Origin of the sequence: Gilliamella sp. wkB7 (assembly GCF_001693435.1) — a bacterium.
GTDB lineage: Bacteria > Pseudomonadota > Gammaproteobacteria > Enterobacterales > Orbaceae > Gilliamella > Gilliamella apicola_N.
Window position 1 is genome coordinate 1,893,032 of record NZ_CM004509.1, and the last position, 14,415, is coordinate 1,907,446.

11 protein-coding genes are annotated in these 14,415 nt (G+C 32.8%); 9 read left to right on the plus strand and 2 right to left on the minus strand.

Annotated features, from left to right (window positions below; genetic code table 11):
• Positions 1-12 precede the first annotated feature (12 nt).
• The 9 genes from A9G17_RS08365 to A9G17_RS08405 all read left to right on the plus strand — a co-directional run bounded on the left by A9G17_RS08365 (position 13) and on the right by A9G17_RS08405 (position 10,727).
• The gene (locus A9G17_RS08365; protein WP_065738308.1) at positions 13-1,059 is read left to right on the plus strand and encodes a hypothetical protein; all 1,047 of its coding nucleotides are present in this window, start codon (positions 13-15) and stop codon (positions 1,057-1,059) included.
• A 12-nt stretch (positions 1,060-1,071) separates the two neighbouring features.
• Complete coding sequence (locus tag A9G17_RS08370) at positions 1,072-3,036, plus strand: vWA domain-containing protein (RefSeq protein ID WP_065738309.1); 1,965 nt, start codon at positions 1,072-1,074, stop codon at positions 3,034-3,036.
• 5 nt (positions 3,037-3,041) lie between these two features.
• Positions 3,042-3,758, plus strand: coding sequence for an ABC transporter ATP-binding protein (locus A9G17_RS08375; RefSeq protein WP_065738310.1), 717 nt, complete (start codon positions 3,042-3,044; stop codon positions 3,756-3,758).
• A 3-nt stretch (positions 3,759-3,761) separates the two neighbouring features.
• Positions 3,762-4,985 (plus strand): ABC transporter permease, encoded by a 1,224-nt coding sequence (locus A9G17_RS08380; RefSeq protein WP_065738311.1) that lies wholly within the window; start codon positions 3,762-3,764, stop codon positions 4,983-4,985.
• Between the two features lie 40 nt (positions 4,986-5,025).
• Positions 5,026-6,564 (plus strand): SUMF1/EgtB/PvdO family nonheme iron enzyme, encoded by a 1,539-nt coding sequence (locus A9G17_RS08385; RefSeq protein WP_218059714.1) that lies wholly within the window; start codon positions 5,026-5,028, stop codon positions 6,562-6,564.
• On the plus strand, positions 6,564-7,256 hold the full coding sequence (locus A9G17_RS08390) for a hypothetical protein (RefSeq protein ID WP_065738312.1): 693 nt from the start codon (positions 6,564-6,566) through the stop codon (positions 7,254-7,256). The genes A9G17_RS08385 and A9G17_RS08390 overlap by 1 nt, the downstream gene beginning before the upstream one ends.
• A gap of 2 nt (positions 7,257-7,258) precedes the next feature.
• Positions 7,259-7,741: a hypothetical protein gene (locus tag A9G17_RS08395; protein WP_065738313.1), complete on the plus strand. Its 483-nt coding sequence runs from the start codon at positions 7,259-7,261 to the stop codon at positions 7,739-7,741.
• A gap of 107 nt (positions 7,742-7,848) precedes the next feature.
• The gene (locus A9G17_RS08400) at positions 7,849-9,135 is read left to right on the plus strand and encodes a vWA domain-containing protein (RefSeq protein WP_065738314.1); all 1,287 of its coding nucleotides are present in this window, start codon (positions 7,849-7,851) and stop codon (positions 9,133-9,135) included.
• Positions 9,136-9,254: 119 nt separating this feature from the next.
• Positions 9,255-10,727 carry a hypothetical protein gene (locus A9G17_RS08405; protein ID WP_065738315.1) on the plus strand — a complete coding sequence of 491 codons (1,473 nt, stop codon included), beginning with the start codon at positions 9,255-9,257 and terminating at the stop codon, positions 10,725-10,727.
• A gap of 116 nt (positions 10,728-10,843) precedes the next feature.
• On the opposite strand, the gene gyrB is transcribed toward A9G17_RS08405, so the two are convergent.
• Positions 10,844-13,255, minus strand: a complete 2,412-nt coding sequence (gene gyrB / locus A9G17_RS08410; RefSeq protein ID WP_065738316.1) for a DNA topoisomerase (ATP-hydrolyzing) subunit B — start codon at positions 13,253-13,255, stop codon at positions 10,844-10,846.
• A 42-nt stretch (positions 13,256-13,297) separates the two neighbouring features.
• Positions 13,298-14,371, minus strand: a complete 1,074-nt coding sequence (gene recF / locus A9G17_RS08415; RefSeq protein ID WP_065738317.1) for a DNA replication/repair protein RecF — start codon at positions 14,369-14,371, stop codon at positions 13,298-13,300.
• Positions 14,372-14,415 lie beyond the last annotated feature (44 nt).

Genomic DNA, 14,415 nt, shown 5'->3' on the forward strand with positions numbered 1-14,415 from the left:
ATAGAGGATATCATGGCACTAAGAATTGAATTAGAAGGGTATAAACCAGGTATTGCTAGATTTTTGGCACAAAAATGGAATGGCAGTGCTGATATTGATATATTGATTCAACGTAACCAAGATAATTATTATTTATCCGGTCTTAATCAATGGGGACCAGAAAAAAATTGGCATTCATTGAATAATATGTCAGTAGATAATGAGCAATTAATTGGATATGTTGATGAATGGCTAGTTGACTCTTTATTATCTCAAGAAAACAGTGTTAGATTTCTTATTCAAATTCGTGATAAACAAAATGAAAGTTATACAGATCGTGGAGTAGTTAATATTGGTGAAACAGTATTTCCATCCTCTGCTTTGAATATTCAAACAGAACAACCACAGGTTATTGAACAAAATACGATTGAGATAAATGAGATTAATTCGAATTCGGTTCAATCAGATACTATCGAATCTTTAGATCCTCAATATGAATTACCAACTGTTGAAGAAGAAAATCAAGCAATAACAGAGCCTGAGGTTGAGATAGAAGTCATACCAGAACCAGCAACTACACAAGAAGTTATCTCTACTCCAGAACCGACTAAATCAAAAAGTAACCTGAGGATATTTATCCTAATTTTTATAATAATACTGATTTTAAGTGGGCTTGGTGCATTAGCATGGTATTTCTTCTTTTCTCAAGATAAAAGTTCTTCAGATACTTCAATACAAGGCAATAGTCAGTGTAATGTTGCTAATGTAACAAGTGATGATTTAACCTTTATTCAACAATGTTTACAGTCAAAACCGAATACTGATGTGTTAATTGAGGTAATCAATCAAGCAAAACAAGCGAATAAATGTAATATTGCTCAGCGGTTATATGCGAATCAATCCTTATTAAATGCTAAAATTGCCTTACTTTATGCCAAAGAATATGATGAAAAATTTTATCATAACAACGCGTGCTTTAAAGCAGATAAGGAAACGGCGATTTATTGGTATGAAACTACATTAAATAATGATCCTAATAACGCCTTGGCTAAAGAGCGTTTAGCTGAATTGCAAAAATAATAAGGTGCAAGTATGAAAAGAAAAGTAATTTCAACATTAATTATCGGATTTAGTTTTACTTGTTTACCTTTGGTTAGTTCGGCTATAGAACCATTAAAGCAAGAGGGTAAAACAACACTTTACCAGCGAGTTCTTAGTACTCCAACTTGTGAGTTAAAAAAGGATATTAAGGATCCTACTGGTCAATCAGTGCCTGCCTTTTCTCGTTATTATGTTTATGAGCGTAAAACGGATAATAATCAACAATGGCTTAGTGTTGGTCCGGATTCTTATGGAAAAACCATAGGTTGGATTAATAATGCATGTGCTATTGCTTGGAATATGCAAATGACATTAGTCTTTACTAACCCTGTTGATCGTGATTCTCTTTTATTTTTTAAAGATAAAGCCTCACTTACGACTCTTGTTGATGCAAATCAACCTGAAACTTTGTTAAAACCTATTAGGGAAGCACTTAAAAACAATAAATCAGTCCCTGAAATTGTTGCTCAAGAGCCAAAAGAATATGTTGATTTTAAAACAAATTTTTATTTATTACCTATTTTACAAGGTGAAGAGGTAATGAATGGTAAAGGATTTTATGAGCGTATTTTAGAAGTTGCTTCAGTGAGTAAGCAAGATGATTTGGTAAAAAATAATAACGCTCAATCTAATGTACAAAATTCTGATAATGACATCAATCAGGTAGCGCCATTCAAAGCTGCGATAGTATTTGTTATAGATTCGACTATTTCAATGGATCCTTATATTTCAAGAACTAAAGAAGCGGTTGAACAAGTATATCGACATATAGAAAAGGAAAATTTACAACAACAAGTAAAATTTGGTCTAGTCTCATTCCGTTCAAGTTTACAAACATCGGATAAGTTAGAGTTTTTAACAAAGATTTTTGTTGATCCTAACAAGGTACAAAATAGAGAAGATTTTATGCAGTTAAGTTCATCGCTCAAACAGGCGACTGTTTCTACTGCTTATTTTGCTGAAGATTCTTATGCTGGTATTGCAAAAGCATTAAATGATATTAATTGGAATAGCTTTGGTGCACGTTATATGATTTTGATCACTGATGCTAGTGCTATTCCTGGCGATGATAAACTTTCCAGTACTGGAATGGATGCTGCGCAGTTAAGACTTGAAGCTCAACATAAGGGTGTTGCTATCTATGCATTACATTTAAAAACACCAAATGGTGAAAAAGATCACCAAGTTGCGGCAACTCAGTATTCAGATCTAACTTATAATGATTATATCCATAAATCACTTTATTATCCTGTTAATGCCGGTGATGTGAATGAATTTGGTCGGAAAGTGGACTTGTTAGCTAAAGCTCTGTCTGAACAAGTTAAACTAGCATATAAAGGCGAAGCATCAGTAGGTAATGCAATTAACGCTAAAGATGATAGCTCCAATATGTTAAAAGATGCATTGCTATTAAGTAAGGCGATGCAACTTGCTTATCTAGGTGATACTAATGGTACGAAAGCACCTTCAGTTTTCAAAGGGTGGATTGCTGATAAGGATTTTGTTAAACCAACGATACCGACAGCTGAACCTCGCATTTTATTGACTAAATCTCAATTAAGTGATTTAAGTGATATTGTCAGTAAAATAGCTAATGCGGCTAATGATGGGTTGATCTCTGCTGATGATATGTTTTCGCAGTTACGTTCTGTTGCTGCGGCTATGGGACAAGATCCAAATAAATTAAAATCAGAGTCAGTGATTAAAATTGCCGATTTAGGCTTATTAGGTGAATATTTGGATAATATTCCATATAAAAGTGATGTCACAGGTCTTGATCAAGATACTTGGAAAAGTATGAGTGGTTTAGAGCAAGAAAAATTTATTCGAAATTTAAATAGTAAAGTTCGTTATTACCAAAAATGTAATGCCGATGTTGATCGTTGGATTTCATTAGCTGAAGGAAGTGATCCGCGAGATAATGTTTATCCTATTCCATTAGAAATGTTACCGTAAAGCAAATGTTAGTAATAAAACAACTTGAAATTTCTCGATCAACTGGTAAATCTTCTTTTAGAGTCTGTTTACCTGAATTGAAATTAAGAGCAGGGGATGTTGTTGTGATTCAAGGAGACAGTGGATCGGGAAAAAGTACTTTGCTTGAAATGATTGGTATGATTCTCAAACCAGATAAGGTAGATGGCTTTAAACTTTTTTTAGATAATAACGATCTTGATATTGCTAAATGGATTAATAACAATGGTATAAATCAATTAGCCAATATACGTGCTCAATATTTAGGATTTATGTTGCAAACTGGTGGTTTACTGCCTTTTTTGAAGATATATGATAATATTTTATTGCCAATTAAATTATTACAAAAAAATGTTGATAATTCACGGTTAGAATATTTGATAGATAAACTAGGCATTTCTCATTTGCTAAATAAATATCCTAAACAATTATCGATTGGTGAGCGTCAACGAGCTTCTTTTATTCGTTCAATTATCCATAAACCAGCATTACTACTTGCAGATGAACCAACCTCTGCTCTCGATCCTTATAATGCAAATTTACTTTTTGATTTAATTATTGAACAGGCACAACAAGATAATATCGCAGTTATAATAGTTACTCATGATTGGCAACGTATTTCAACTAAAGGTTTATTCACTTTATCTGCTAAGTTAGTCTCCTCACATTCATCAGAATTTTTACCTTTACATGATAGGCAGTAAAAAATGGCTAAAATCATATCCAAATGGTTGCTGATTATTCGTTTGTCATTTGCTGATTTATGGTATGACAAAAAAGTTTCATTTTGCATCATTGCATCAGTTATATCCGTTATTACACCATTATTATTATTATTTAGTTTAAAGTATGGAGTCGTTTCACAGCTTCGTCAGCAATTACTTAATGATCCACAAAATTTGGAAGTAAAAATTGTAGGAAATTTAAATCTTGATGATGCGATGTTTGATTGGATAAGAGCGCAACCAGAAACAGCTTTTGTCATTCCTTTAACTCGCTCGCTTAATACTCAGGCCGATTTAATAAAAGATTCAAGCCATTTTGTAAATAACGCTGAAATCATACCAACGGCTAGTGGAGATCCACTTACAAACGATCTACCTACAATTGATAATGAAAATAAAGTTTTACTAAGTGCTTTATCTGCGGAAAAAATGCAAGTTACTGTTGGTAGCCGGATAAAACTAATTATTACAAGACAACTTGATGGTAAATTCGAAAAAGGTGTAACTGAATTAGACGTTATTGGCATTATTCCAGAAAATCGTTATAGCCGAACAGCTGCTTTTGTTTCGTTAAATTTATTGATTGCTATGGAAAATTTTTATGATGGTTATCAAAGTGACCTTTTTGCAACTCAAGTCGGGAAACTTAATCCTCCAAACCATACTTCATTTGCGCGAGCCCGTATTTATGCTAATTCGCTAGATAGTGTGGCGCCGCTATCTTTTAAATTACGAGAAAAGCATATTGAAACGCGTACTCAATCTAATGCAATTGAAAATATAAAAGCAATTGATCGGGTATTTAGTTTTATTTTTAGTGTAATTGCTATTACTGCAGGTTTTGGTTGTATTTTATCATTTACTGGTTCATTTTTATCTAACATTGAACGTAAGCGTAAAGATATTGCTTTTATGCGTTTGCTTGGTTTTCAATCAAAATATATTATGCTTTATTTGATTAACCAAGCTGTAATATTGAATTGCTTGGCATTTTTGGTATCTATTATTCTATTTTTATTAGGAAATCATGCGTTTAATAGTGTTTTAGGTGAAAATTTAATTTCACAACCTATTGTAAGTCGTTTACAATTTCGGCATCTGGTTGTTGCATTTATGCTGACCATGTTTATTGCATGTATTGTTGTGGTTATAGGAGGTCAACGTGCCATTAAAATCCAGCCAGCTGAAAGTTTACGAGAAGTTTAATACTAAAAAAAATATTTTTTGTTTATTAATGTCTATAGGCATGAGTTTATTTCCTCTCATCAGCTATGCTGAGCCATGGGATACTAGTTTTTATAATCCTAAACCATCGAATGATGATGTTATTTTACCAATGCCATGTGATGGTAGCTTGGTGATGAAGAAAGTTTATACACCTACCAATAAACCACTAGATGATATCAAAGTGATTCTGGGTAGCAACCAAAAAGAGCTTGGTTTTGCTGAATATGCAACTCCAAATTATATTTCGGGTAGTTTTTCAGATAACGGTAAAGAACGATATTATCTGATAGGTAAGTATGAAATAACAGCATTGCAATATCAAGCTGTGATGAATGATACTTGCCCTTCAGCAAAAATTTCACTTATATTTCCAGTGACAAATATTAGTTGGTTTGATGCTATTGCATTTACTGATAAATATAACCGATGGTTAATTGAAAATGAGACAAAAACCAAATTAAACAAAATTCCACATGGGTATTTCCGCTTACCTAATAATACTGAATGGGAATATGCAGCACGAGGTGGTACAAAAGTAACTGAATCTGAATTTCGTGAAAACCACTTTCCAATGACAGCTAACTTAGAAAATTACGCTTGGTTTTCTGGAGCAAAATCTGCCAATGGTAAACTACAACTTATAGGTCGATTACAGCCTAATCCGTTGGATATTTATGATATTTTGGGTAATGCAAATGAAATGATGTTTGACTCTTTTCGTATGAATAAGTTAGATCGTTATCATGGGCAAGAAGGTGGAATGATTGTTCGTGGTGGCAGTTATTTAACTCCTGAGTCGTCAATAACTACAGCATTTCGTACTGAAAAACCTTATTATGATGATAAAGGTGCTTACAAGAGTCAGGATGTTGGATTTCGTTTGGTTTATACAACTTCAATCATGAATTCAAGTGAGGCTGTTAAAGTTTTAGATAAACAATGGAGTGAACTTGGAAATGAAACAACAAGTTCAGCAAATGGTAACGTTGTTAATGAACTTGAGAAAATTACTAAACAAGTTGATGATGAAAAAACAAAAAAAGAATTGAATCAACTCAATACGTTGTTACGTAGTGCAAATCAAGCTAGAGATGAACAACGAAATCGTTCTATACAGTCAGCATTACAATTAGGTGCGTTTTTGTGCGCCAATGTTTCAGATTTAAACAGTAAATTTGAATACAATAATAACTTGTATAATGCAATGACTAATGAAATTTGCGATCCAGATGAAACAGAAACATTGCCTGATGATAATATGTGTTCAAAAGTTAAGCTCAATAATTTAAAACAGGTACTCAATGAATCAAAAAATGCAAGAGACTTTATTTTAAAATATTATGCCGATACTATCGTTACTACTGCATCAAATTATGAAAAAAATATCATTAATGAGCAAGCTCAGCCCACACAATTTATTTTGGAAAACAGTGGTAAAGCCAACATGAGTGATTACTTAAAAATTTATTTAAAGCATATTAATCAATACATTGCGTCAGGAAAGGTTGATAGAACAACTTGGTTACAGTCTTGTGATGAGATAAAAGGAAAAAAATAATGAACAAAGTAATAGGAACATTAGCTTTATGCATATCGATAATTTTAGCTGGTTGCCAATCATCATCAGGTGGTGTAAGTACTAGAAATGCCGATCCTGCTTTAACAAAAGGTAATACCGCTCAATTTTTCAGTAAATCCGCTTGGCAAGCTTGTGCTATAGGTGTTGGTATTATGGGAGTTGGTTGTTTGTTGTTAGGTGAAGAAGCGCGCACATGCCTTGCTTCAGCAGCTATTGGTTGTGGTGTAATGATGGGAGGAAACTATTATTTGGATACTAAACGCGCAGAGTATGCTGATGCTGAGATGCGTATTGATGCTTACATTCAAGATCTTCAACAAAACACACTAGAAGTTCAATCAATTACACAAAATGCAAAGAATGTTTTGGATAAAAATTTAGCTACCCTTCATACATTAAATGAACAAATAAAAAATGATAATGTGAATAAAAAACAAGCTCAGAAAAATTTAACTCAAATTGATGCAAACATTGCTTATCTGAATGATAAATTAAATCGAATTAAAAAAGTTGAAAATGATTGGGTTAATCTTTCTGTACAAGAACAACAATCAGGTGTAAATGTAACAAGATTAGATAAAGAAATAGGTCAATTACATAAACAAATTTCAGCACTTGAAAAACAAATTAATTTAGTTACTCAACAACGTTCAGCTGTGAAGGTCAGTTAATTATGAAAAAAATATCTATTATTTCACTTTTGTCTTTAGTTTCACTAGTAGGTTGTTCAACGACCCCAGAACAATGCGATCCAAGAAATACTAATTTGGGTATTATGGATAAAATAAGCTGTAACTATTCTGGTAATTACCAGACACGTATTGATCAGAAGAAGAAAATTCTTGAAGATGAGCAAAAAGCTAACCAGCAGTTTAAAGAAATTTATGCCAATATAGAAAAACAAAAAAATGATACAACTTTAAGTCTTAAGCAAAAACAAGCTCAGCAAAACAAACTTAAACAAGACTTAATGAAATTGACTAATGAAGTTAAAGAAAAAGCTAAAGATCGTGATGATTTACAAAAACAAGTTAATGACATTCAACAACAATTTAAACAAGTTAATCAATCAAATAAGTCAGAAATTGAAAAACAAGTTGAACTCGACAAATTGTATATAAAACTTCAAAAATTACAAAAAGCGTTAAATATATAAATATACTGGTGCTTAATAAAATATTGATAAAAAAGTTAAATGTAAGGAATTAATAACAAATGCAGAGAATAATAAGGATTAAGATTGATCATAATGATTTTCAAAAAATGTCTTTATTGGATCAGTATAATTCTTTGTTAACGTTATTAAAACCACATTTAACTGAACGAACCTTTTCAATTTTAGCTACGCCCAAATTAATTGATGACAATCAGTATTTGGGGTGGTATACAGATCTTCAGGGTCAACCTGCTTTTCTAAATAGTGTTGCTGATGAAGTATTAAAAAAGCAAATATCAGAAAAATTACAAACACGAATTTGCGACATTGAATTAACCATTAAATCTTTACAGTTGAATGAGGATCAACAAGCGTTGGTTTCATCTTGGTTACCAAGAATTAAAAGTTTAGGTAACCAAATCTATATTGTTAATGGTGAACCAGTGATTATAAATACATTTGAAGATCCTATCTTACCACCACCTGTTGTTGCGCCTTCAACTATACCGATGAAAAAATTTTGGCGTTGGTGGCATTTTCTGATATTAGCTCTTTTATTTGCAGCATTAGGATCCTTGTTATACTTTTTGTATCCTTTCAATAAAGCCAATATAGTAGGCGAGATACCTAAATTAACTATTATACCGCCAGTATTGGTTAAGAAACCCGAACCAGAACCGGCTCCTGTTGCTAGAAACTGTATTCCTAAAGAAGATGTGATAAAAAATAATAATGCATCGAAGATGGTGATGATATTTGATAATTCGGCTTCAATGACATTAACGTTAATGGAGTCAAAATCAGCTATTGATCAGTATTTAGCAAGTGATTTTAGTATGATGACAGAAAAAGAAGCTGATGCTTATGAAGCGAGAATGACAAGGTTACCTAATCGTTTATCAAGTAGTAAAAAAGTCGCATTGTCGACTATTGATAAAATACAACAAGATATTAATATTGCTCTCGTTACATTAACCAGTTGCCCTGTTGCACAAACAACTTCATTTTATGATCATGCCAGCCGCGAAAAACTAAAAAATAAGATTAATAAACTCAATCCATTAGAATATAATAGTGCTACGCCATTATACAGTGGTGTACAGCAAGCGAGTAAAATGCTTGATGGTGTAAATCGCGATGATTATATTTTAATAATTAGTGATGGTGAAGATAATTGTACTAAAAGTAATATTTGTACATTAGCTAGTAAAATTGCAGCTAAACAGCCCCGTTTAAAAATTAATATTGTTGATATTGCTGGGCAACATAAAATTGACTGTGTAGCGAAAAGCACAGGTGGTAAAGTTTATATCGCACAAAATCCGACAGAAATTGTTAATCAAATGAACAATGCTGTTTCTGACTTGAATATTACTAAACCTATCTGTGAATGATATTAAGCTAAAGATTATTTAATATATAAATTAATTAAAAAAATAATGATATAAATAGGCTTCACATTAGATTTGTATGATAGTCTGAAAATAATTAGAAATAAGGACGTGGGTTAACAATGCAACGTATAACTCGAGTTAAAGTCGATCACAATAATCCATCAAAACTCATTTTATTAGATCAATATAATTTAATATTATCGTTACTAAAACCTTATTTGACCGAACGGACTTTTTCGATTTTTGCGGTACCAAAGTTAATAGATAATAATCAATATTTAGCTTGGTACACAAATCTTGAAGGTCAACCTATTCCAGTTAATAATATTGCAGATGAGTCATTAAAACAAAAGATAACGGAAACGTTACAAACTCGAATAAATGATGTTGAAACATCTATCAAAACAATTGTATTGGATGAAGAACAGCAAAAAATAATTTCATTATGGTTACCTCGGATCAAAAGTTTAAGTAATGAAATTCTTGTTATTAATGATGATCCCGTAATAATTTATAGTCTTGATGAGCCTGTTTTACCTAAACCAGCTATTACAGAGCCAGTCATTTCTCCAAAAACTTTCTGGAGATGGTGGCATGTGTTATTGTTATCTTTATTATTATTAGCCGCATTAGGTGCTTTGCTACTCTTTTTTTATCCATTTAACAAGGATAAACTAGCAGAAACGATACCTCAAATTACCATTATTTCTCCTATATTGGTAAAAAAACCAGAGCCAGAACCAATTGCTGAATCTCCTAAAGAAGAACCTAAATTTGTTGAAAATTTAGAGCCAAAAGAGTTACCAATTGAAGATAAAAAGCAAGATATCAAGATAGAAAATGCACCTAAACCAGTGCCAAAAGTCAAAAATCCTCCGAATTGTATTACTAAAGAAGAGATAAAGAATAATCCTAACCCATCAAGAATGATTATTGTGTTTGATAACTCTTTATCCATGATTGCAACGCTAGCTGAATCACCATCTGAAGTAGAGCAGTTCTTTCAATATTTAAGTTACGGTTATCCAAATTATATGTCAGAACAAGAAAAAATTAAATATTATAAGAAGATGACTCGTTTACCAAGTCGTTTGTCGACAAGTAAAAAAGTAGCTTTATCAAGTATTGATAAAATACAACCTAATATCGACATTTCGCTTGTAACTTTAAATCATTGTCCAGCAGCAAATGCTACACAATTTTATGATTATTCCAGCCGTAATATTTTAAAAAATAATATAAATAGACTTAATCCATCGGCTGTTGGTGGTGGAGGAACGCCACTTTATAGTGGTTTAGAGAAAGCAAGTAACATGCTTGATGGTGTTAAACGTGAAGATTATATTTTAATTATAAGTGATGGTGAAGATAACTGTTCTAAGAATAATATCTGTACATTAGCAAATTATATTGCTACAAAAAAACCAAAGCTAAAAATTAATATTGTTGATATTGCAGGCGAACATAAAATCGATTGTGTTGCTAATATGACAGGAGGAAAAGTTTATATAGCTCAAAGTTCAAAAGATATGATTAAACAGATGAATAAAGCCGTTTCAGATCTGAAAGTAGATAGGCCTGTGTGTCAATAAATTCTTTTATTTAATCGATTCAATAGATTGAATAAGGTGGTAAAAGAATGATATTAATTTTAAAAAAAACCAGACAGTTGTCTGGTTTTTTAATTTATTTTTTTGAAAAAACAATTTTAAAAATCTAAATTAGCTGCTTTTAATGCATTTTCTTCGATAAATAATCGGCGAGGTTCAACTTCATCGCCCATCAATGTGGTGAACAGTTGATCAGCCTCTATAGCATCTTTGATCGTCACTTGTAACATCCGGCGACTAGTTGGATCCATCGTTGTTTCCCATAGTTGTTCCGGATTCATTTCTCCTAGACCTTTATAGCGCTGAATAGTGAGTCCTCGACGAGATTCGCGAATTAGCCAATCAACAGCTTCTTCAAAAGAATTAACAGGCTGTTTACGCTCACCTCGTTGAATAAATGCACTCTCTTCAAGTAGATCTTTTAATTGTGCTCCTAAGTGGCAGATATTGCGATATTCATTACTATGAATAAAGACTTGGTCTAATGCATAATTAGTATCAACGCCATGTGTTCTTACTTTTATAATTGGTACATATAATTGTGTTTTTTCATTAAAAGGAGCTGAATAACCATAGCTACTGCCATGTTGTTCTTTACTTGATAATTTTTCTACAATGGTTTTTGCCCAATTTTCCGCTTGCTGTTGGTCTTTTAGTATATTTTCATCTAATACTTCATGATAAACCATTTCAGAAAGCAGCGCTTTAGGGTATCGTCGTTCCATTTTAGTGATTAACTTCTCGACTTTTTGATATTCAGCAATGAGCTTTTCCAATGCTTCCCCAGCTAATGCTGGTGCATGATCATTTACATGTAATGATGCATCTTCAAGAGCTAAAGCAATTTGAAATTGAGTCATCGCCTCATCATCTTTAATATATTGTTCTTGTTTGCCTTTTTTTACTTTATATAAAGGTGGTTGAGCAATGTAAACATAACCACGTTCAATAATTTCTGGCATTTGGCGATAAAAGAACGTTAATAGCAACGTACGAATGTGTGAACCATCGACGTCAGCATCGGTCATAATAATGATACTATGATAACGCATTTTATCAGGGTTATATTCGTCACGACCAATTCCACAACCCAGAGCAGTAATTAATGTCGCTACTTCTTGGGAGGACAGCATTTTATCAAAACGCGCTTTTTCAACATTTAGAATTTTACCTTTAAGCGGTAAAATAGCTTGATTTTTACGGTTACGACCTTGTTTAGCCGAGCCACCAGCAGAATCCCCTTCCACTAAGTAGAGTTCTGAAAGAGCAGGATCTTTTTCTTGGCAATCAGCAAGTTTGCCAGGTAATCCCCCTAAATCTAAGGCGCCTTTACGACGTGTCATTTCACGTGCTTTACGTGCAGCTTCACGGGCTCTTGCTGCATCAATGATTTTACCAACAACAATTTTGGCATCTGATGGGTTTTCAAGTAAGTATTCAGCTAATTTTTCACCCATAGTAGATTCCACCGCTGATTTAACTTCTGATGAAACCAACTTATCTTTAGTTTGTGATGAAAATTTAGGGTCTGGAACTTTTACAGATACTACTGCAATTAAACCTTCACGAGCATCATCGCCTGTCGCGCTGATTTTCGCTTTTTTACTGTACCCTTCCGTTTCCATGTAATTGTTAAGTGTTCTAGTCATAGCACCACGAAAACCAGCTAAGTGGGTGCCGCCATCTCTCTGTGGAATATTATTAGTAAAACAATAGATGTTTTCCTGATATCCATCGTTCCACTGTAATGCTATTTCAACGCCAATACCGTCTTTTTCAGTACTAAAATAGAAAATTTTAGGATGAATAGGATTTTTATTTTTGTTTAAGTATTCAACAAACGCTTTAATCCCACCTTCATAATGATAATGTTCACTTTTACCTGTGCGCTCATCAAGTAGTCTTATCGATACACCTGAATTTAAAAATGAGAGTTCTCGTAAGCGTTTAGCTAAAATTTCGTAGATAAATTCGATATTGGTAAAGGTTTCCGGACTTGGCCAAAAACGAACATAGGTACCTGATTCCGTTGTTTCACCAATGACTTTAAGTGGCTCTTGCGGAACACCAAGGTTATAGACTTGGCGATGAATTTTTCCATCGCGGTAAATAATTAATTCTAATTTGTCTGATAAGGCATTAACAACCGAAACACCTACACCATGTAAACCACCAGAAACTTTATAAGAATTATCATCAAATTTACCACCAGCATGCAACACGGTCATGATAACTTCAGCTGCTGAAATTCCTTCTTCTTCATGAATACCAGTTGGAATACCTCGACCATCATCTCGCACAGAAACAGAGTTATCAGGATGAATAGTTACTTCAATATGGTGACAATAACCAGCTAATGCTTCGTCTATGGCATTATCGACTACTTCAAAAACCATATGGTGAAGTCCTGTTCCATCATCTGTATCACCAATATACATTCCAGGACGTTTTCGGACAGCATCAAGCCCTTTGAGTACTTTAATACTAGAAGAATCGTAAGAATTAGACATGAATTTCTCGACTTGTTTGATTGTTTATATCGTTCTGTATATTTAAGAAATTATACCAGATTTTATGTGAAAAATCTTATCATTTTCATTGATCATATGGGTAATCTGATCTTGACTAACTGCAGTAATAAATACTTGTGAATTAGCTAATTTTAGACGCTTTGCTAATAATTCTCGTTTGGTGTTATCTAATTCTGAAGCGAAATCATCAATCAAGTAAACACAAGGTTGTGAGTTTTGTTTTGAATAATACTCACCTTGAGAAAGACGTAACGCGCACATTAATAGTTTTAGCTGACCTCGAGATAACAGATCTTCAACAGGAATATTATCGACACGTAATCGAATATCTGCTTTATGAGGACCAACCGAAGTGTAATTAATGAATTTGTCTCTTTCATATTGTTTACGTAATATTTCGGAATATTCAATACCATGTTCCCAACCTTGATAATATTGACAATTAATTTGATATTCAGGTAGAAAATCTTGGCAAGTATGAATAATCTCAGGGAAAATATTTTGAGAATAATCCGCTCTAATCTGGCTTATTTTTTCAGCGATAGGGGAAAGTTCTTTATCCCAAGGTAGTAATTTATTATAGTTATCACATTGTTTTAGTAGAGCATTACGTTGTTTTAATAAACGTTTTAAATTGTTCCAAAGATGAACAAATTCGGGATAATGATGAAAGCAGCCCCAATCAATAAACGAACGTCGATATTTTGGACCTCCAGTAAGTAAATCAAAACCTTCTGGTGTGATTAATTGGATCGGTAAAAGTTTAGCTAAATCAGTTAATCGGAAACCATCATCACCATCAATTTTTATTTTATTATCATTATTACGATTTTTTGCAAGACCAATTGTTCGGATTTGCTGATTGATTGATTTAATTCGGCTGAATAAAACTAATTCTGGTTGTTCATGTTGTATAATTCGGTTGGATTGAATGTGTCTAAATGCACGACCATGCCCAAGCATATAAATGGCTTCAAGTAGACTGGTTTTGCCACTACCGTTATCACCTATAATGTAGTTGAAATGATGAGATAATGATAACTCAGCATAATCAATATTACGGAAATGATGAATTTTGATTTGTGAAATTGTCATATTAATGAATAAAGCTTCTGGTTGTTACCAGAAGCTAGATGAGA

What these genes read in the sequence shown, in the direction of transcription:
- A9G17_RS08365 (WP_065738308.1), top strand. Translation starts at nt 13, where the DNA reads ATGGCACTAAGAATTGAATTAGAAGGGTATAAACCAGGTATTGCTAGA.
- A9G17_RS08370 (WP_065738309.1), top strand. Translation starts at nt 1,072, where the DNA reads ATGAAAAGAAAAGTAATTTCAACATTAATTATCGGATTTAGTTTTACT.
- A9G17_RS08375 (WP_065738310.1), top strand. Translation starts at nt 3,042, where the DNA reads ATGTTAGTAATAAAACAACTTGAAATTTCTCGATCAACTGGTAAATCT.
- A9G17_RS08380 (WP_065738311.1), top strand. Translation starts at nt 3,762, where the DNA reads ATGGCTAAAATCATATCCAAATGGTTGCTGATTATTCGTTTGTCATTT.
- A9G17_RS08385 (WP_218059714.1), top strand. Translation starts at nt 5,026, where the DNA reads ATGAGTTTATTTCCTCTCATCAGCTATGCTGAGCCATGGGATACTAGT.
- A9G17_RS08390 (WP_065738312.1), top strand. Translation starts at nt 6,564, where the DNA reads ATGAACAAAGTAATAGGAACATTAGCTTTATGCATATCGATAATTTTA.
- A9G17_RS08395 (WP_065738313.1), top strand. Translation starts at nt 7,259, where the DNA reads ATGAAAAAAATATCTATTATTTCACTTTTGTCTTTAGTTTCACTAGTA.
- A9G17_RS08400 (WP_065738314.1), top strand. Translation starts at nt 7,849, where the DNA reads ATGTCTTTATTGGATCAGTATAATTCTTTGTTAACGTTATTAAAACCA.
- A9G17_RS08405 (WP_065738315.1), top strand. Translation starts at nt 9,255, where the DNA reads ATGCAACGTATAACTCGAGTTAAAGTCGATCACAATAATCCATCAAAA.
- gyrB (WP_065738316.1), bottom strand. Translation starts at nt 13,255, where the DNA reads ATGTCTAATTCTTACGATTCTTCTAGTATTAAAGTACTCAAAGGGCTT.
- recF (WP_065738317.1), bottom strand. Translation starts at nt 14,371, where the DNA reads ATGACAATTTCACAAATCAAAATTCATCATTTCCGTAATATTGATTAT.